Here is a 19375-nt window from a genome sequence, read left to right as displayed (position 1 = left end):
AAAGGCCAAGCGTCCCTATGGGACGTGGCGTTCGCCGCCATGGACTGCATACCTGGCGGCAAGGGCATCACCAGCCTCGGCAAACTCGCCAAGGGAATGAAGACACTCGGCAAGGGCGGTCTCAAGGTCATGGCGAAGAGCCTGGCCGAGAAGGGGTTGCGCAAGGAGGCCGACGACGTCCTCGCCAAGAGCAAGCCCGGCAAGGGCCGCTGTCTGAACGGCGACCCCATCGACATGGTGTCCGGCGAGATGTTCATGACGGAGACCGATGTCGAACTGCCCGGGCTGCTTCCGCTCGTCCTCCGGCGTACGCACCTGTCCACGTACGAGTCGGGCCGGTTCTTCGGTCCGTCATGGGCCTCCACCTTGGACGAACGCCTGGAACTGGACGCGCATGGGGCCGCCTTCGCCACCGACGACGGGATGATCCTCCTCTATCCGGTACCCGAGGCCGGCGCATCGGTGCTGCCGGTGGAGGGTCCGCGCTGGCCGCTGGACATGGACGGCGGCCCCGGCGCACCTCTGCGCATCACCGACCCGGTCAGTGGCGTCACACGCCATTTCACCGCTCGGCAACGGTCGACGGCAGCCGACGAGCCGTTTACGCTGCACCTCGTCACTCTCACGGACCGCAATGGGTTTCGGGTCGACTTCGACCGTGATGCCGACGGCACACCGATCTCTGTCCGCGACTCGGGCGGGCGTCACGTCGACGTGGAGACGGAGGGCGGGCGCGTCACCGGTCTACGTCTGCACAGCCCGCAGGACGGTCCCGGGGGCGTCCTCCTGAGGCGCTTCGGTTACAGCCCCGACGGTGACCTCATCGAGGTGTACAACTCCAGCGGCCTGCCGATGGAGTTCGCCTACGACGATCGTGCGCGCATCACATCGTGGACCGACCGCAACGGCTCCTGGTACCGCTTCGCCTACGACGACCAGGACCGCTGTGTACGCGGCGAGGGCGCGGACGGACGCCTCTCCTGCTCCCTCGTCTACGACGCCGAAGACAAGGAGACTCGCTACACCGACGCACTCGGCAACACCACGACGTACCGGTACAACGAGTTGTACCAGCTTGTCGCGGTGACCGACCCGCTCGGTCACACCACATACTCCGAGTGGGACCGTCACGACCGGCTGCTCTCACGGACGGACGCGCTGAACCACACAACTCGTTTCGCCTATGACGAGGTGGGCGCGCCGATCTCCGTCACCAGGCCCGACGGCAGGCTGGAGACCGCCGAGAACAACGCGTTCGGTAAGCCCGTCTCAGTCACTCAAGCCGACGGCCATGTCTGGCACATGGAGTACGACGCCCACGGGAACCTGATCGCCGAAACCGATCCCACCGGCGCCCGTGTCACCTATCGGTACCGGGAGAACGGCGCCCTCGCCGCTGTCACCGACGCCCTCGGCCGTACCGCCCTGCTGGAGACCGACGCGGCGGGCCTGACTGTCGCGTCCACCGATGCCGAGGGCTGGACCACGCGATACGCGCGTGACGCCTTCGGCAGGGTCATCGCCCAGACCGACCCGGACGGGTCCGTCACCCGGCTGAGCTGGACGCCAGAAGGTCGGCTGACCAAGCGCATACGGCCCGACGGCACCGTGGAACAGCGCGCGTACGACGGTGAGGGCAACCTCCTCGAGCACATGGACACCCAGGGCCGGGTGACGCGCTTCGAGTACGACGGGTTCGGCCTCCTGACGAGCCGCACCGAGCCCGACGGCTCGCGTCTGGAGTTCCACTACGACGGCGAACTACGCGTCACCTCGGTAATCAACCAACAAGGCTCCGAGTGGAGTTACTTTTACGACGAGGCGGGCCGGCTGGTCCGGGAGCGGGACTTCGGCGGGCGCGAACAGAGCTACCGGTTCGACGGCGCCGGCCGTCTCGTCGGCCAGACCAATGGCGCGGGCGAGTCGATCGAGTACATCCGTGATCACTTCGGCAAAGTCACCGAACAGCGGACGCCGGAGGGCGTCACCACGTACGCGTACGACGCCGTCGGCCATGTCCGGCGCGTGGTCAGCGACAACGCGGAGCTGACGTACGAACGGGACGCCCGCGGCAGGGTTCTCTCCGAGACCTGCAACGGGGCGACCCTGCGCTCCGAGTACGACGTGCTCGGCAGGCGAGTCCGGCGCCTGACCCCGTCGAACGCCGAGAGCACATGGGAGTATGACGGACGCGACCGGCCGGTTCTGCTGCGGACGGCGGGCCGCACCGTCACCTTCGGCTACGACGAAGCGGGACGGGAGATCGAGCGCCGCACGGGCGATGTCGCACTGACGCAGACCTGGGACGCAGACGGCAGACTGAGTTCGCAGAGCCTGACCGCCGGTGTCACGCACAACGGTCAGGCCGGCACGGGTGCTCCACGCCGCATCCAGCACCGCGCCTACCGTTACGGGTCCGACGGGACAGTCGCCGTGGTCAGCGATCTCCTGGGCGGCGACCGCCTCATCGACCACGACGGATCGGGACGGGTCACCGGTGTGCGGGCGGCGACCTGGTCGGAGCGCTATGCGTACGACGCCGCCGGCAATCTGACCGAAGGCGAGTGGCACGAGATCTCGCCCATCGGTGCCGTGCCGAACGCCGTGGGAAAGTGGGCCCGCAGGGCCGGGGACATCGCCTACGAGTACGACGCACAGGGCCGGGTAGTGGTCAGGCGGCGGAAGCGGCTGTCGCGCAAGCCGGACGTCTGGCGGTACCGCTGGGACAGCCAGGACCGTCTGATCGGCGTGACCACGCCCGACGGCACTGAGTGGGCCTATGAGTACGACCCGTTCGGCCGCCGCATCGCCAAGCGTCGGTTGGCTCCGGACGGCGTGACCGTGGTGGAAGAGGTCACCTTCGCCTGGGACGGTTTCGTACTGGCCGAGCAGGTCACCAGGTCGGGCGACGAATTGCCTGTGTGCACGGTGTGGGACTGGGAGCAGGACCGGTTCAGCCCGATCACGCAGGTGGAGAGGGTGGTGTCACCCGATCTCCCGGACGAGTGGGTGGACGAACGGTTCTACTCCATCGTCACCGACCTGGTCGGTACTCCCTCCGAGATGGTCAGCGAGCCGGGTGAGGTGGCCTGGCGGGCCCGGACCACGGTCTGGGGAGCGCCGATCGACGACCGGGCCGCGGAAGGCGGAGACTGCCCGCTACGGTTCCCGGGCCAATACCACGACCCCGAGACGGCGTTCCACTACAACTACCAGCGTCACTACGACCCGGAGACGGGCCAGTACGCGTCGCTGGACCCCCTGGGCCTCTCCCCCGGCCCGAACCCGCGTGCTTACGTACGGAATCCGTTCACCGCAGTCGATCCGTTCGGGCTCTCCTGCGATCAGGACGCGCTCGACGCCGCAAGGTGGCGGGCCGACCAAGAGCAAGCACGACCAGGAGCGAGCAAACAGACCAGGCCGACGAGCGCGGCGGGGCTGGTAGCGCCGGGGCACAAGACCCCCTTCACCGGTGCCAGTATCAAGGGCGGTGGCGACCACCCCAACCTGCATCCCGATGTGCAGGCCGCCTACGACCGGGTTCCGGAGGATCTTCGTCCGGCGGGCAACCAGCACGGGCGGTGCGGCGAGGCGGAGGCTCTCTCGGACGCCATGCACGCCGGGGTCGATCCGCGGGGTGGTGTCATGGCCTCCGTGGACGTCCGCGCGGCCGGCAACCCGAAGCACGGCGCGCCGAAGCCCCCGTGTTCGTCGTGTCAGCATGTACTTGATCAACTCGGAATCAGGGCGGTGACGTAGACATGAATGCGGATACCACGCAGCGGTGGTCGGCGGAGACGGACCGTGTTCTGCGGGAGGCGGGCTGGTTTCCCGGCCGCTCGGTGCCTACTCGGGAGTGGGAAGCCACGCTCCTGGAACACGGTGGCTTCGGGATCCACGACGCGGCCCGCCGGTTCCTCGCCGAATTTGGCGGGCTGGAGAGCCGCGAGCGAGGGCCGGGAAAGACGATGGCCCGGATGGGGTTCAGCCTGGACCCGACCGTTGCCGAATGGGACGACGAGATCTTCGACGTGCTCAGTGAGGAGGCCGGCACTCAGCTCTATCCGATCGGGTCGGCCGACCGGCGGAACAGCTACCTGGGGATCGCGCCGGACGGCGCGGTCTACATCGGCATGGACAGCGTCACACTCCTTGCGGAGACGGGCGATCGTGCGCTGGAGAAACTCGTGGAGGGAATCCGTTAGCGGCAAGGACGGCACGGGCCGTGGTGGGGACTCCTGGGTCGTCTTCGCACCGATGGGTTCGGCCGAGGTCCAGCGGCGGTTGTCGGAGGTGACAGCGAGCAGCGGCCTGGTCCATCACTTCGACGCTCGCGATCTGATGACCGAACAGGGCGTCTACCGCACCTTCGCGGAAACCCTCCGCTTCCCCGGCTACTTCGGCCGGAACTGGGATGCCCTGGTCGACTGCCTGGACGACCTCTGCGGCGAGGTCACGGGCGGAGGAGCGGGAGTCGCGGGTGTCGTGCACGACGCGGATCTTTTGCTGCAGACGGAACACTTCCCCCTGTTCGTATCAGTTCTCTGCCAGGGCGCCGATCGCGCGAACTCGGCCGTGGGCCTCGACGGCGACTCCCTGGACCGGCCCGCCGTACCTGAACAATTCGTCCTCGAATTGCGTGATTTCGAGTGCGCGAAGATCGCAGGCCGCATCGAGCAACCCGACCTGATCATCACCACCGGGCGCGGCTTCGTGGGGGCAGCGCTCAATCCCGAGGAATGGCACTGAACCTGTCAATGAGTTGCAGAGGTTACTGCGGACGTAGAAATCAAGTCCCGTTTCACCACCACCGAGTAGCGTCACCCCGGTGATCTGTCACAGATGAAAGCGGGGATGATCCCTCGCCTCGGACCGTCAGGGCGATGCGTATGCGGCGCGGCGAGCCGAGGCCCCGGCGGCATTGCCGAGCACCCCGTCACGGACGCGCTGGCCTTCGTCTTTTCCGGGACCTACCGTGGTTGAAGCGTCGTTAGTTGCGTGTGACCGTATGCAGCAAGCTGGAGTACTGGTGGCCGCGCTCTCAGGACCCGCTCGACGATGCCCGGCGACCCCTGCGGCGACACCGTGGCTGAGGCGACCGGTACCTGAGCAGTGGTGGGCGCCCCCCCCTAGGTCGATTTTCCATCGCAGGAGTGCCGAGGATGACAGAGCTGGAGCGGGTGGACTCCCTCGTCACCGGCGGATACATCGGCGCCCAGCGGGCCGAGGACGCCGCGGCGGCGGTGCCTGCGGCACGGCAGCGCATCCTCGACTGGCTGCGGATCATTTCCGCCGAGGGGGACTGGCGCCGCTTCGAACGACTCGCGTCGCTGGCGCTGCACCTCCACCCCGAAGGGCTCGGACCGATCCTGGCCGCGGTGCTGCTCTCAAGGCCCGCAGGCGTGAACACCGAGGACCTGGTCGACCTGCTCGGAGAGCTGCGGGCCCCGGAGGGAGTCGAGCCGGTCGCCGCCCTGGTACGGGAACGGAAGTCGACCGACGGTCCTTACTTCACCTTCTGCGTCAAGGCCCTTCAGACGCTGGGTGAGATCGGCACCCCAGAAGCCGTCGGATTCCTGCGCAGCATCGCCACCGGTGATCCCGCGGCCTGGCCCGACCCCCTGCGCTGGCACGCCGCGGAGGAACTGGGCATTGAGGACGAGCTCGGCTTCGACGAGGAACGGATGCTGGGCGGATCGTGAGCCGACAGCATCCGCCGGATGGCGAGGCCACGTACCGGCTGAAGGGTGATCGCCTTTCCCTGCCGGCGGGACCGGTTCTCCACGACGTTCGCGTCGATCGGTGCCGCGCCAGGCGACGTTCGCCGACGCGGTGCGACCGAGCATGCAGTTGGCAGGATTTGCCACCTGCTGCGGTCAGCCTGGTGCCTCGACGTCGTCTGGGGAGGCGCGCAGCAGCTGCCGTACCAGCAGCGCCAGGCCGCCGAGCACGCTCAGGCGTCACAGGCCCAGCCCGTTCACCGGGCGCGCCTCAGCTCACCGCCTGTTTCACGAGCGCACCGATCCGCGCCTCCACCTCGGCCGTCACCTCGGTCAGGGCGAAACCGGCCGGCCACATCGGGCCATCGTCCAGCTTCGCCTGGTCGCTGAACCCGAGCGTCGCGTAGCGCGCCTTGAACTTCTCCGCGCTCTGGAAGAAGCACACGACCTTGCCGTCCAGCGCGTAGGCGGGCATCCCGTACCAGAGCTTCGGCGCGAGGGCCGGGGCGCTGGCTGTGACGACGGCATGGACCCGCTCAGCCATGATCCGGTCCGAGTCCTGCATCTCGGCGATCTTCGCAAGCACGCCCCGCTCTGCCTCCGCCGCCTTGTCCGCCCGCGAGCTGCGGCGGGCTCCCGTCTTCAGCTCTTGGGCGCGGTCCTTCATCGCGGCCCGCTCCTCGGCCGTGAATCCCTCGTGCGTGCTGCTTTCGGTACTGCTCATCGCAGATCTCCCTTTGAGGGTCTGATGTGTTGGATCTCGGGCGCGCGGGCGGCGACGTGCGGCCACGCCCGACATCGGCACGCAACGTGCCGATCGAGTCTGAATACTGCGCGCCGCCCGCGCGATTGTCAACGGCACGCACTGTGCCGTTAAGATGGCGGAATGACCGACACGCCCGCCACGCCGAGGCGCCGCGGCGCCGCGCGCACCGAAGAGCTGCTGCAGGTGACTCTCGACCTGGCCGCGGAGGTCGGATACGCGGGCCTGAGCATCGAGGCGGTCGGCCGAAGGGCCGGGGTCGGGAAACACACGATCTACCGGCGCTGGCCGTCCAAGTCGGCGCTGCTGCTCGACGCGCTCAGCCGCGTGTGGACCAGCGACCTGGACTACCACGACACCGGGGACGTCCGCGCGGATTTGCGCGAACAGTTCCTACGCTCGGGCCTCGCCCTCTCCAGCCCGCCGATCGGCCCCGTCTACCGCGCGGTCATCGCCGAGGCGCAGGCCGATTCAACGCTGCGGGCGACCCTGCACGAACGATTCCTGGCCACCGTCGAGCAGAGCACCCTCGACCGAATCACCCGCGCCCAGCGGACCGGTGAACTGACCGCGGACGCGAATCTGGAATTCGCCGCCGAAGTGCTGTGCGGCACGCTGTACTACCGCAGCCTGCTGTCAACCCGCCCCATCGACGAGAACGCCGTCGACGGGCTGCTGGGCATGTTCATGGCCGCCTACGGAACCAGCGACTAAGACTCGACGGCACAAGTCGGACCTACCTCCCCGTTCCAGGGCCGCTCCCGGTCGGCGTCGCCGACTCGCTGGGGCCGGTCGAGGGCGGGGCGGACGCGGAGGCGGGGGTGGCCGGCGACGGTGACGACGCGGTCGGTGACGCGTCCGTGGACGACGCCCCGGGGTCCGGCGAGGAGCCGGTGGCCCTGACCCCGGCCGGCGGGGTCGCCTTCGCCGACGTCGACGGGCTCGGCCGGGCCGCTCCCGGCTTGCCGGTGCCGGACGCCCGGGGCGACGCGTCGGCCGAGGGGGTCGTACCGTCGCTCACGGCCGGGCCCGCCACCGAGGAGCCGCCGTCCGAGGACCGGGCGGAGCCGCTGGGCGCCGGTGAGTTCTCGACCTTGCCGGCCGGCTTGCCGTCGTGCTGCCCGGGCACCGGCAGCCAGGGCGCGTCCGAGCCGCCGGACAGCAGGGTGGCGACGATGACGACGGCGTAGACGGCGCAGGCGAGCCCGATGGCCATCCCGATCCCGCGGAACCGGCGGCTGCGGCGCGCCGACGCGTCCGCGGGTGCGGGTGCGTCGAAGGTCTCCCGCTCGCCGGGGCGGGTCCGCACCTCGCCGGCGTCGTGCTCGACGGTCACCCGGTGGGGGGCCTGCGGGCGGCCCGCGGCCACCTCGACGATGCTCCAGGGGTTCCGTAACGGCTCCGCCGTCCGCAGCACCTCTGTCACCGCCTCGGCCGCCTCGGCCGCCCCGGCACCGACGCCACCACCACCGCTCACCCGGAACCCACTCGGCCCGGCACCAGCACCCACTGCCCTGGTACCCGCCGCCCCGGCGCCCCCGGGCTCGTCTCCCCCGACCAACGGCACGTCCTCTGCCCAGCCGATCAGCGGCACCACCTCGGCGTCCCCCGCCACCGGTGGGGTCTCTTCTCGCCAATCCTTCATGCGCGCACATCCCCTCACGGGACAGTTCCGGGCGCGCTGACGAACCCGAGCACACGTCGACGGATCGGGCCCCCACCCGTTCCGAGCGCCCCCTTCCAGCTCTCCGTGCTCGGGGCCACGAAGCTAGCGCACGCAGGGGTGCCGTCGTCCGGATGTGTCATTTGTGGTCGTCCATCACCTCTTGATCACTGGCCGGAATCCACCCGTCGGCAGGCCGCTGAAGCCACCCTTCCGTGTGCCCGATCTCGGCGGCCGCCCGCCGCAGCGCGTCGACTCCCGGATGGACCAGCCCCTTTCGCCACACGAGGGACACGGGCGACAACGGCACCGGGTCGATCAAGGGCCGTGACACGCTTCCAGGTATGGCCGGAAAACCCACTACCGCGAGGATGGGATACCGGTCCTTGGCCATCACCCGCTGGAACTCCTCCTCGCCGACGGCCAACGGCAGCGGCGGGGCGACGGCGATCCGTCGCCCCTCGAAGAGATGAAAGGCCAGGTCGGTCCATTCCAGCGTGCGTTCGTTCCCGGCGCCGGCGTACACGGTCTCGCCCGCCAGCGCGGCCAGCGGTACCGCCTCCCGGGTCGCCAGCCGGTGGTCAGAGGGGAGAATTACGGCCATGGGTTCGAATCTGACGGGCAGGTGTTCGAGTCCGGAACGCAGCGCCGGGTCGAGTCCCGCGAACCGTCCGAAGGACACGTCGAGCCGCCCGGCGAGGAGGTCGGCCGCCGCTCCGGTGAGCCCGCTCTCGTAGCGGGCCATCAGCTCGCAGTCGGGGGCGAGTTCGCGGGCGCGGTGCAGCACCCGGCGGCCGGTCTCGAGGCCCGGCGAGTTCAGGTCCACCAGCAGCGGCCTGGCCTGCCCGAACGCGGCGAGCAGCGCGTCCTGGGCGGCCAGCACCCGGCGGGCGTAGGGCAGCAGCCGGACACCGTCGGGAGTGAGCGCGACCTGCCGGGTGGTGCGGAGGAACAGCTCGGCACCCAACTCCCGCTCCAGCCGTCGTACATCGCGGCTGAGTGCCTGCTGGGCGACGTAGAGCCGGGCGGCGGCGCGGGTGAAGTGCAGTTCCTCGGCGACGGTGACGAAGACGCGCAGGAGCCGGGGGTCGATGTGGGCGGGCGAGGCGGGCGAGGCGGGCGCTGGCATCACGCGAACTTACAACACAGGTGCGTGAATCGGCACTGAGCAGGTGTTGGACCCCACGCACCGCCCGGCGCGACGGTGGTGTCCATGCCAGAACCGACCCGGCCGACCAGACCGGCCCCTCGCACGTACACCCACACCGTCACCGCCGACTCCCTCGTCACCGTCGATTTCAGCCCCCGGTTCGACGGCCCCTCCCGCTCCCCCTCCCGCAAGCGCTCCCGCCCGCCCGGCCCCTACCGCCGCCTCTTCGCCCGTCCCGGCACCCGGGCCTTCACCGTCGGGAACCTCATCGCCCGGCTCCCCATGGGCATGTTCAGCGTCAGCGCGGTCGTGATGATCGCCGGTGCCCGCGGCTCGTACGCCCTGGCCGGTGCCGTCACCGCGACCGGCCTCGCCGCCACCGGGGTGGCCGGGCCCTGGATCGCGCGCCTCGTCGACCGGTACGGGCAGGCCAGAGTCGCGGTGCCGGCCACGGTCACCGCCGTCCTCGGCAGCCTCGCCCTGCTGCTCTGCGTCCGGTTCGGCGCCCCGGACTGGACCCTGTTCGCCGCCTACGCGGCCACCGCCACCACCCCCAACCTGGGCGGCATGTCCCGCGCCCGCTGGGCCCATCTGCTGCGCGCCGACCCGGACGCCCTGCACACCGCCAACTCCTTCGAACAGGCCGCCGACGAGCTGTGCTTCATGCTCGGCCCGGTCCTCGCCGCCTTCCTCACCGGCACCTTCTTCCCCGAGGCCGGCACCCTGGTCGGCGCGGTGCTGCTGCTCACCGGGATGCTGCTGTTCACCGCCCAGCGCGCCACCGAGCCGCCGCTCCGGCCCGCCACGAGCACCGCGAGGACCCCGCTGCGCCTCGCCGCCCTCCTCGCCTGCTTCGTCGCCACCGGTGCGGTGTTCGGCTCGATGGAGGTCGTCACCATCGCCTACGCCGACGCGCAGGGCCACCGTTCGGCCGCCGGTGCCGTCCTCGCGCTCCAGGCCGCCGGGTCCTGTGCGGCGGGCCTGGTGTACGGGGCGCTCAGACCGACCGGGCCGGCCGAACGACGCCTGCCGGTCTGCCTGTTGGCGATGGCGGCCCTGATGTCGCTGCCCTTGCTCGCGGCCCGCGCCCTCGACTCCCTGTGGGCCCTCGCCCCGGCCCTGCTCGCGGCCGGCATGGCCACCGCGCCGACCATGGTGACGGCGATGACCCTGGTCCAGGACCGCACCCCGGAGGGCCGCCTCAACGAGGGGATGAGCCTCGTCGTCACCGCCCTGCTGACCGGTGTCGCGACGGGCTCGGCGGCCGGCGGCTGGGCGGCGGAGCACCTCGCTCCGGCGGCCGCCTACCTCACCCCGGTCACCGCGGCGGTCGCGGCCTTCCTGATCCACACCGTCAGTCGAATCGCTTCCCACAATTCCCGCCGCACCCATTGACGGTCCCACAGCCCGCGCATACCTTCCATCGTCGAAGCGCTTCGACGTCCGGCATCGAAACGATTCGACGCGGGACGAGCACCATCCACAACTCCCCTGGAGGCACTGGATGTCGACGGCACGAAGGCGAACAGGGCGGATACGGCGCGCACGGCGGCTGACGGCCGCGGCGGCGGTGATGCTCTCCGGATCACTGCTGCTGGTCTCCTGCGGCGGCTCGGGCGGCAGCACGTCCGACGCCAAGACCCTGCGGCTGTGGCACTACGAGGCACCGAACAGCGCGATGGGCATCGCCTGGAACGAGGCCATCAAGGAGTTCGAGGCGAGCCATCCCGGCGTGAAGGTGAAGTACGAGGAGAAGAGTTTCGAGCAGATCCAGAAGACCGCTCCGATGGTCCTCAACTCCTCCGACGCCCCCGACCTCATGGAGTACAACAAGGGCAACGCGACGGCGGGACTCCTGTCCAAGCAGGGGCTCCTGACCGACCTGACCGCCGAGGTGGCCAAGCGCGGCTGGGACAAGGAGCTCAGCGCGGGCGTGCGCACCACCAGCCAGTACGACGCCGACGGCGTGATGGGCTCCGGCAAGTGGTACGGAGTGCCCAACTACGCCGAGTACACGATGGTCTACTACAACAAGGACCTGTTCGAGAAGTACGGGATCGCCGAGCCGAGGACGTTCGACGACCTCACGGCGGCGATGGACAAGTTCGTCCAGAACAAGGTCACCCCGTTGGCCAACGCGGGCGCCGAGTACCTGGCCCAGCAGTACCTGTACCAGCTGGCCCTGTCGAAGGCCGACCGCTCGTGGGTCGACAGGTACGAGCTGTACAAGGGCAAGGTCGACTTCCACGACACCGCCTGGACGTACGCGGCGGACACCTTCGCCGACTGGGTGAAGAAGGGCTACCTCGCGAAGACGTCCAGCGGGACCACGGCCGAGCAGGCGGGCGTCTCGTTCATCCAGGGCAAGGCGCCGATCCTGTTCTCCGGCAGCTGGTGGTACGGCCGCTTCCGGTCGGAGGCGAAGTTCGACTGGGGCAGCTTCCTGTGGCCCGGCTCGAACCTCACCCTGGGCTCAGGGGGCAACCTGTGGGTCGTCCCGAAGAACTCCGGGAACAAGGACCTCGCCTACGACTTCATCGACATCACCATGTCGAAGAAGATCCAGAACCTGCTCGGCAACAAGGGCGGGGTCCCGGTCGCGGCCGACCCGAGCGCCCTCACCGATCCCAAGTCCAAGCAGCTCATCGCCGACTTCAACACCGTCAGCAAGCGCGACGGCCTGGCCTTCTACCCGGACTGGCCGATCGCCGGCTTCTACGACACCCTGGTCTCCGAGACCCAGAAGCTGATCACGGGCAGCGAGAAACCCGACGCCTACCTGAGCAACCTCCAGACGGCGTACGACAAGGGCACCAAGTGAGGGTGCGCCGGGACTCCTACGCCCTGTTCCTGCTCCCCGGCGCCCTCGCCTTCCTCGCGGTCGTGGTGGTCCCGTTCCTGATGAACACGGGCCTCGGCTTCACCGACTGGCAGGGTGTGGGCAGCCCGCACTGGTCCGGGCTCGCCAACTACCGCGAGCTCCTGCACGACGCGGAGTTCTGGGCGTCGTTCCGGCACAGCCTCTTCATGGTCGTCGCGATGGCGGTGGTCCCCACCGCGCTCGGACTGGTCCTGGCCGCCGCCCTGTTCGACTACGTCGGCAAACACTTCGGCACCCGGATCGCGGCGGTCCTGCGCGCCTGCTTCTACCTCCCGCAGGTGCTGCCGGTCGCGGTGGCCGGCATCGTCTGGAGCTGGATCCTGGCCCCTGACAACGGTTCCCTCAACGCCCTCCTGAAGGCGGTCGGCCTGGGCTCCTGGCAGCAGGACTGGCTCGGCGACCCGGACCTCGCCCTCTACACGGTGATGGGCGTGCTCGTCTGGGTCCAGCTCGGCTTCCCGCTGGTCGTCTTCATGGCCGGGCTCGGCCGCGTCGACCCCCAGCTGTACGAGGCGGCCGAGCTGGACGGCGCCGGCTGGTGGCGCCGCTTCCGGCACATCACGGTGCCACAGATCCGCCCCGAGGTGTACGTCGTCCTGACCTGGTGCACGATCGCCGCGCTGAAGGTCTTCGGCGCCGTGTACGTGCTGACGAAGGGCGGCCCCGGCGGCGCCACCGACGTCCCCTCCTACTTCTCCTTCACCACGTTCTTCGAGAAGACCCAGGTCGGCTACGGCGCGGCGATCTCCACGGTCCTGACGGTCGTCATCCTCGCCCTGTCCCTGCTCGGCCTGAAGCTCCAGAACCGCGCGGAGGCCGTATGACCCGCCCGACCGTCCTGCGCCGCTCCCCGGTCCTGCTCGCCCTCTGCCTCGCCGCCCTCTTCATGGTCGTCCCGTTCCTGATCGTGGCGGTCAACGCGGTGAAGTCCCCGGCCGAGTACTCCCAAAACGGCCCGCTGAGTCTTCCCCACGGCCTCTACCTCGACGGCCTCAGGGACTTCTGGCAGCGCGTCGACTACACCCAGAAGCTCGTCAACTCCACCCTGATCAGCGGCTCGGTGGCGCTGCTCGCCACCGCCCTCTCCGTCCTCAACGCCTACGCGATCGGCGTCGGCCGGATCCGGGGCCGCACCTGGGTGCTGGCCTTCTTCGTGCTGGCCAACATGCTGCCGCAGGAGGCGCTGGTCTACCCGCTGTACTACCTGAGCAAGCAGGCGGGCCTGTACGACACCAGGCTCAGCGTGATCATCGTGTTCACGGTGATCCAGTCGGCGTTCGGGACGTACCTGCTCTCCGCGGTCCTCGGGCAGTTCCCGCGCGAGATCATCGAGGCGGCCCGGATCGACGGCGCAACCAAGTGGCAGATCCTGGTCCGGATCGTCGTCCCGGTCAGCCGCCCGACCCTCGGCGTGCTGCTGGTCTTCTTCTTCATCTGGACCTGGAACGAGTTCCTGCTACCGCTGGTCATGCTGATCTCCAACGACAACCAGACGGTCTCCGTCGCCCTCGGCGTCCTCCAGGGCCAGCGCCTGATGGACGCCACGATGACCAACGCGGCCGCCCTGCTGGGCGTCCTCCCGGCGATCGTCTTCTTCCTCGTCTTCCAGCGCACGCTCACCCGGGGCATCGCCGTGGGCGCCGTCAAGTAGGGGGTACGTGAGTGAAGTTCACCGACGGCTACTGGCTGCTGCGCGAGGGCGTCACCGCGGCCCACCCGGTCGAGGTCCTCGACGTCACGGCCGCGGAGGGCGCGCTGGAGATCCACGCGCCGACCCGGCCCATCCGCCACCGCGGCGACCTGCTGAGGGGACCGGTCCTGACGATCACCGCGCACACCCCGATGCCCGGCGTCATCGGCGTCACCTTCACCCACTTCGAGGGCGAGCAGCCACGCGGCCCGCACTTCGAGCTCGGGAACGCCGACGTCGCGCGCCAGGTGTCGTACGACGACGAGTACGCCACGCTGGTCTCCGGCTCGCTGACGCTGCGGGTGAGCCGTACGGCGCCCTGGCGGCTGGACTTCCTCTCCGGTGGCCGCACCCTCACCTCCAGCGGCCCCAAGGGCATGGGCATCATGCGGGACTCCGCGACCGGCGCCCACTACCTGCGGGAGCAGCTGGGCCTGGGCGTCGGCACCTCGGTCTACGGCCTCGGTGAACGCTTCGGCCCGCTCGTCAGGAACGGCCAGGTCGTCGACATCTGGAACGCGGACGGCGGCACGGCCACCGAACAGGCCTACAAGAACGTCCCGTTCTACCTCACCGACGCGGGGTACGGGGTCTTCGTCGACCATCCGGGGAAGGTGTCGTTCGAGGTCGGCTCGGAGACGGTGTCGCGGGTCCAGTTCAGCGTGGAGTCACAGCAGTTGACGTACTACGTCATCCACGGCCCGAGCCCGAAGGAGATCCTGCGCACGTACACGGCCCTGACCGGCCGCCCGGCGCTCCCGCCGGCCTGGTCCTTCGGCCTGTGGCTCTCCACGTCCTTCACCACCTCCTACGACGAGAAGACGGTGACGTCCTTCATCGACGGCATGCGGGAGCGTGAACTTCCGCTCTCCGTATTCCACTTCGACTGCTTCTGGATGCGGGAGTTCAACTGGTGCGACTTCGAGTGGGATCCGCGGGTGTTCCCGGATCCGGAGGGGATGCTGGGGCGGCTGCGCGAGCGCGGGCTCCGGGTGTGCGTGTGGATCAACCCGTACATCGCGCAGCGGTCGCCGCTGTTCGCCGAGGGCAGGGCGCTGGGGCACCTGCTGCGGCGGCCGGACGGCAGCGTGTGGCAGTGGGACCTGTGGCAGCCGGGGATGGCGCTGGTGGACTTCACCTCCCCGGCGGCCCGTGACTGGTACGCGGCCAAGCTGGCGGCCCTGCTCGCCCAGGGTGTCGACTGCTTCAAGACCGACTTCGGGGAACGCGTCCCGGTGGACGTGGCCTGGTCCGACGGCTCGGACCCGGAGCGGATGCACAACTACTACACCTACCTGTACAACCGCACCGTCTTCGAGGTGCTGCGCAAGCACCGGGGCGAGGGTGAGGCGGTCGTCTTCGCCCGGTCCGCGACGGCCGGGAGCCAGCAGTTCCCCGTGCACTGGGGCGGCGACTGCGAGTCGACGTACGAGGCGATGGCCGAGTCGCTGCGCGGCGGGCTGTCGCTCGGCCTGTCCGGCTTCGGCTACTGGAGTCACGACATCGGCGGCTTCGAGGGCACCCCGACCCCGGCGCTGTTCAAGCGGTGGCTGGCCTTCGGGCTGCTGTCCTCGCACAGCAGGCTGCACGGCTCGTCGTCGTACCGGGTGCCGTGGCTGTTCGACGAGGAGTCGGTGGACGTGGCACGGCACTTCACCCGCCTGAAGCTGAGCCTGATGCCGTACCTGTACGAGGTCGCGCGCACCGCGGCCGCCGAGGGGTTGCCGATGATGCGGGCGATGGTGCTGGAGTTCCCGGACGATCCCGGGTGCGCGCATCTGGAACGCCAGTACATGCTGGGACCGGACCTGCTGGTGGCGCCGGTGTTCGACGACGAGGGACAGGTGGCCTACTACTGTCCCGAGGGCACCTGGACCCACTTCCTCACCGGCCGCACGGTCACCGGCCCCCGCTGGGTCCGGGAGCGCCACGGTTTCCTGAGCGTGCCGCTGCTGGTCCGGCCGGGAGCCGTGATCCCGGTGGGCGCGGTGGCCGACCGGCCCGACTACGACCACGCCGACGGGGTGACCCTGCGGGCGTACGGCCTGGCGCGCGGCGCGCAGGTCACGGTCGCGGTCGGGGACGTCGTCTTCACCGTCGTGCGCGAGGGGGACACCCTGCGGGCCTCGTGCAGTGAGCCGGCTTCGGCCTGGAGCCTGGCGGCCGGGGAGCGGACGGTGCGGGCGACGGCCGGCACCGGGTTCGTCTCGCTGGAGCTGGGCTGATGGTGAAGATCACGGACGTGGCCCGGCACGCGGGGGTCTCCCCCAGCACCGTGTCCTACGCGCTCAGCGGCAAGCGCCCGATCTCGGAGGAGACCCGGCGCCGGGTCCAGGCGGCCATCCGGGAGCTGGGCTACCGCCCGCACGCCGGCGCCCGCGCCCTGGCCAGCAGCCGCTCCAACGTCCTCGCCCTGGTGATCCCCTTGCGCACCGGGATCCACGTGCCCGTGGTGATGCAGTTCGCGGTGTCGGTGGTGACCACGGCCCGCGGGTACGACCACGACGTGCTGCTCCTCACCCAGGAGGAGGGCGAGGAGGGCCTGCACCGGGTCGCCGACACGGCATTGGTCGACGCCCTGATCGTGATGGACGTCCAGCTCCACGACCCCCGGCTGCCGCTGCTGCGCACGCTGGAACGGCCGTCGGTGCTGATCGGCTTCCCTGCGTCCGCCGAAGGCCTGACCTGTGTCGACCTGGACTTCGGGGCGGCCGGTGAACTGTGCGTGGAGCGGTTGGCGGGGCTGGGGCACCGGGTGGTGGCGCTGGTCGGGTCGCCGCCGGAGGTGTACGTCCGGGAGACCGCGTTCGCCCAGCGGGTGGTCCAGGGGTTCACGGCCGCCGCGGACCGCAACGGGATGGCGTCCTCCGTCCACCCGTGCGAGGCGACCCCGGCGGGGGCACGCCGGGTCGCCGAGCGACTGCTGCGCGAGCAACCGGCGTTGACAGGGGTCGTCGTCCACAACGAGGCGGCCCTGGAACCCCTGATCGACGCCTTCGAGCACCTCGGCCTCCGCGTCCCCACCGACCTCTCCATCACCGCGATCTGCCCGGACGAACTGGCGACGTCCCTCCGCGTCCCGATCACCTCGGTGGCCCTGCCGGCCGCGGAACTCGGCGAGCGGGCAGTGCAGTTGCTGATGCGGAAGCTGGGCGGCGAGCCGGAGGTGCCGGAGGCGACGCTGCTGACGCCCCGCCTGACAGAACGCGCGAGCACGGCGCCGCGACTGGCACCCTGACAGCGCACACGAAACGGCGTTCCGCACCGGGAGCCAAAGGGCCGTGGACGGTGCAGGTTCGGCTGGGCTTTCCGACGGGCGGACTGCTCGGCACGGCCCCCTTCGCCGGAACGTCGTCGCCGCACCACTACTTGACGATGGCGCCGGCGTTGCCGGAACCGGCGAAGGGTGGTGTGGACGTGTACCTGGTCCTCAGTGGCGGTGTACGTCTCTCGCCCTTCACGCCGCGCTGAGCCTGAGGCCGGCACAGAAGGCCCTGGAAGACGGAGAACGTCGGCCAGGGCCCGCCGAACTTCGGCGCTATTGTGCCAGGAACTCCACATCGCTCACATGGAACTCGCCGTACCCGAGCCGCTCACCGATCGCCTTGTAACGGGCGTACTGCTCGGCCTTGAGCGGCACAACGAACACCCGCAGAACGCGGAGAAACAGCCGGAAGCCGAGATCGGGGTCCACCTGTGAAACGACCTGCGCCAGCGCCTCCAACGCGGCGCTGCCCGCAATCGGGTGCCCGGGCGGGGCTTCCGCGAGTTCCCGCAGGACCGCTTCCGCGAGGTCGACCCGCACCGACGGTGGTACGGGCCGTCCGGCGGGGGCGGCGTCCCGTAGGCGCTTGCGGCAGACCTCGGCGATCCGGCCGAGCCAGTGCCGTACATCGATGCCGAGGCGGTCGATGGCGTAACCGCCGTCCGACGCAGCCAGCCAGAGGGTCGTGAGCGTGTCGGCTGACAGAGGGGATTCGAGCAGCCGTAAGGAGTCCTCCAGCAGGACAGCCGCGGCGGTGCCCGGGGCCTGCCGGACGTCGTCGCAGGCTGCGGCCTGCCGCACGACCTCTTCCGCCGTCGCCTCGTGCCACTCTCCGGCGAACCGTTCCATGAGCCCTGAGAGGCCGAAGTCCCAATCAGTGTCGCGCTGTGTCGTGTCGATAGGCGGCCAGGCGACGTCAGCTCGTCGCGGATGACGGCGTAGGGGTACTCGAAGCGGTCGCTGAGGGCGAGGAACCGCTCGTACTGCTCCCTGCCGACCTCGGCGGCGTACGCCTTCAGCGTCCGCAGGAACAGCCGGAACCCGAGGTCGGCACCGGCCTGGGCGACGGCCTGCCGCAATGCCGGGATGGCGTCCGGTGGCAGGACCGCCCCGCTCGGCTCGGCTTCCGTCGCCCTTATCTCCGCCAGGACCGCGTCCCGCACCTCCTCCTCCGTCGGCTTGGCCGGGCAGGGCGGCAAGCCCGACGGGATGGTGCTCAGGTACTTGGTGTACGTCGGGGACGTCCTGCGCTCCGGCGGTGGGCACTCCTCCGAGGTCCGGCGCAGCCAGTCACGTGTGCCCGTGCCGTGGTCCGCCGGATCGGACCGCCCGCCGGTAGCGGCGAGCCACAGCGTGCTGAGGGTGTCGTCCGGCAGCGAGGTTTCCAGCAGCCGCCGGGCGTCCTCCCCGATCTGTGGATCCTCGTACCGCACCGGCATGGCGGACAGCTCTCCCGCGAGTCCGCTGAGTCCGAAGTCCGCGTCGTACATCACGTAGTACGGCTCGTCCTGTTCCGGCACCTGGCTAACCGATCCCCCCATAAGCCACCGTCCTGCCCGGGCCGAGTTCGCGGGCGACGCGTTCGGTCAACTGCCTGCCCACTCCGTCCAGTCGTGCATAGGTGGTCTCCCGTTCGGTGTCGTCGCGGTCCTTCAGCCACCTCTCCATGGTCGCGTCGATGTCCTTTGCCCACTGGTAGAGGGCCGCGACCAAATCGTCGGAGAGCCCGAGGGCGGCCGCGGGGTCGTCCGGAGCGAAGTCCCCGAAGCCCTCTGCGCGCAGCGGGAGCCATTTGTACTCGCCCTCGACCACGACGCGCAGCGGATGCGGTGGCGTGCCGTGCGCGTCGGCTGTCCAGTGCAGGCGGTCGCATCCCCAGCACAGGAACTTGGCCGTGCGGTGCTGTTCGTCCCAATAGCGCACCACCCAGACGGGGCCGAGATGCCTGGCCAGGAGCTGAGCCGTCTCCAGGCCTCGCTTGACGTGCTTGCGCAGGGCCGGCCGGTCCGTGAATCCGCCGGGAGGGTAGGCCTGATTCCAAGTGCGAAGCCGGTCGGCGAGCTCGCCGGGAAGGTTCAGCCCCGGGTCGTCCAGCGGCACCTGGCGGGTGAAGTCGGGAATGTCGGCGATGGCTCCGGTGTCCGTCGTGTACAGGGGGGACGGCCCGCTCCCGGCACGGACCAGAAGGTGGCGAGGGTCGCTGTCGGGGGTCATGGGGGTCGGTTCTTCTCCTTGTTCGCACT

At 69.9% G+C, this 19375-nt stretch carries 15 protein-coding genes and 1 pseudogene; 11 read left to right on the top strand and 5 right to left on the bottom strand.

The features are described from left to right. The first annotated feature begins 39 nt into the window (after positions 1 to 39). From AB0958_RS20015 to AB0958_RS20000, 4 genes are all read left to right on the top strand, one after another. Entirely contained in the window at positions 40 to 3759 is a 3720-nt protein-coding gene (locus AB0958_RS20015; protein ID WP_366891793.1) for a DUF6531 domain-containing protein, read from the top strand. 2 nt (positions 3760 to 3761) lie between these two features. Further along, the gene (locus tag AB0958_RS20010) at positions 3762 to 4205 is read left to right on the top strand and encodes an SUKH-3 domain-containing protein (RefSeq protein ID WP_366891792.1); all 444 of its coding nucleotides are present in this window, start codon (positions 3762 to 3764) and stop codon (positions 4203 to 4205) included. Between the two features lie 52 nt (positions 4206 to 4257). Continuing rightward, complete coding sequence (locus AB0958_RS20005; RefSeq protein ID WP_366891791.1) at positions 4258 to 4749, top strand: barstar family protein; 492 nt, start codon at positions 4258 to 4260, stop codon at positions 4747 to 4749. A 413-nt stretch (positions 4750 to 5162) separates the two neighbouring features. Further along, on the top strand, positions 5163 to 5702 hold the full coding sequence (locus AB0958_RS20000; RefSeq protein ID WP_366891790.1) for a hypothetical protein: 540 nt from the start codon (positions 5163 to 5165) through the stop codon (positions 5700 to 5702). A 289-nt stretch (positions 5703 to 5991) separates the two neighbouring features. Here the strand turns inward: AB0958_RS20000 and AB0958_RS19995 are convergent, their stop codons facing one another. Continuing rightward, entirely contained in the window at positions 5992 to 6444 is a 453-nt protein-coding gene (locus tag AB0958_RS19995; RefSeq protein ID WP_366891789.1) for a DUF1801 domain-containing protein, read from the bottom strand. Positions 6445 to 6606: 162 nt separating this feature from the next. Between AB0958_RS19995 and AB0958_RS19990 the strand changes: the two genes are divergently transcribed. After that, positions 6607 to 7197 (top strand): TetR/AcrR family transcriptional regulator, encoded by a 591-nt coding sequence (locus AB0958_RS19990; RefSeq protein ID WP_366891788.1) that lies wholly within the window; start codon positions 6607 to 6609, stop codon positions 7195 to 7197. 22 nt (positions 7198 to 7219) lie between these two features. On the opposite strand, the gene AB0958_RS19985 is transcribed toward AB0958_RS19990, so the two are convergent. Then, complete coding sequence (locus AB0958_RS19985; protein WP_366891787.1) at positions 7220 to 8128, bottom strand: hypothetical protein; 909 nt, start codon at positions 8126 to 8128, stop codon at positions 7220 to 7222. A gap of 157 nt (positions 8129 to 8285) precedes the next feature. Then, on the bottom strand, positions 8286 to 9275 hold the full coding sequence (locus tag AB0958_RS19980) for a LysR family transcriptional regulator (protein ID WP_366891786.1): 990 nt from the start codon (positions 9273 to 9275) through the stop codon (positions 8286 to 8288). An 84-nt stretch (positions 9276 to 9359) separates the two neighbouring features. On the opposite strand from AB0958_RS19980, the gene AB0958_RS19975 reads away from it, so the two are divergent. The 6 genes and pseudogenes from AB0958_RS19975 to AB0958_RS19950 all read left to right on the top strand — a co-directional run bounded on the left by AB0958_RS19975 (position 9360) and on the right by AB0958_RS19950 (position 17105). Next, positions 9360 to 10691, top strand: a complete 1332-nt coding sequence (locus AB0958_RS19975; protein ID WP_366891785.1) for an MFS transporter — start codon at positions 9360 to 9362, stop codon at positions 10689 to 10691. 109 nt (positions 10692 to 10800) lie between these two features. After that, entirely contained in the window at positions 10801 to 12117 is a 1317-nt protein-coding gene (locus AB0958_RS19970; protein ID WP_366891784.1) for an extracellular solute-binding protein, read from the top strand. Continuing rightward, complete coding sequence (locus AB0958_RS19965) at positions 12114 to 13001, top strand: sugar ABC transporter permease (RefSeq protein ID WP_366891783.1); 888 nt, start codon at positions 12114 to 12116, stop codon at positions 12999 to 13001. Before AB0958_RS19970 ends, AB0958_RS19965 begins: the two co-directional genes overlap by 4 nt. Beyond that, positions 12998 to 13828 (top strand): carbohydrate ABC transporter permease, encoded by an 831-nt coding sequence (locus AB0958_RS19960; RefSeq protein ID WP_366891782.1) that lies wholly within the window; start codon positions 12998 to 13000, stop codon positions 13826 to 13828. The genes AB0958_RS19965 and AB0958_RS19960 overlap by 4 nt, the downstream gene beginning before the upstream one ends. An 11-nt stretch (positions 13829 to 13839) precedes the next feature. Further along, a pseudogene (gene yicI / locus AB0958_RS19955) lies at positions 13840 to 16089 on the top strand (alpha-xylosidase); the annotation flags it as partial. Positions 16090 to 16091: 2 nt separating this feature from the next. After that, positions 16092 to 17105 carry a LacI family DNA-binding transcriptional regulator gene (locus AB0958_RS19950; protein WP_366891781.1) on the top strand — a complete coding sequence of 338 codons (1014 nt, stop codon included), beginning with the start codon at positions 16092 to 16094 and terminating at the stop codon, positions 17103 to 17105. A gap of 300 nt (positions 17106 to 17405) precedes the next feature. On the opposite strand, the gene AB0958_RS19945 is transcribed toward AB0958_RS19950, so the two are convergent. Both AB0958_RS19945 and AB0958_RS19940 read right to left on the bottom strand, forming a co-directional pair. Then, entirely contained in the window at positions 17406 to 17981 is a 576-nt protein-coding gene (locus AB0958_RS19945; protein WP_366891780.1) for a hypothetical protein, read from the bottom strand. 675 nt (positions 17982 to 18656) lie between these two features. Then, positions 18657 to 19346: a hypothetical protein gene (locus AB0958_RS19940; RefSeq protein ID WP_366891779.1), complete on the bottom strand. Its 690-nt coding sequence runs from the start codon at positions 19344 to 19346 to the stop codon at positions 18657 to 18659. Positions 19347 to 19375 lie beyond the last annotated feature (29 nt).

Origin of the sequence: Streptomyces sp. NPDC006655, from assembly GCF_040703965.1 — a bacterium.
Classification (GTDB): domain Bacteria; phylum Actinomycetota; class Actinomycetes; order Streptomycetales; family Streptomycetaceae; genus Streptomyces.
The sequence above is the reverse complement of the archived record's forward strand: the minus strand, read 5'-3'. Positions and strand labels throughout refer to the sequence as shown.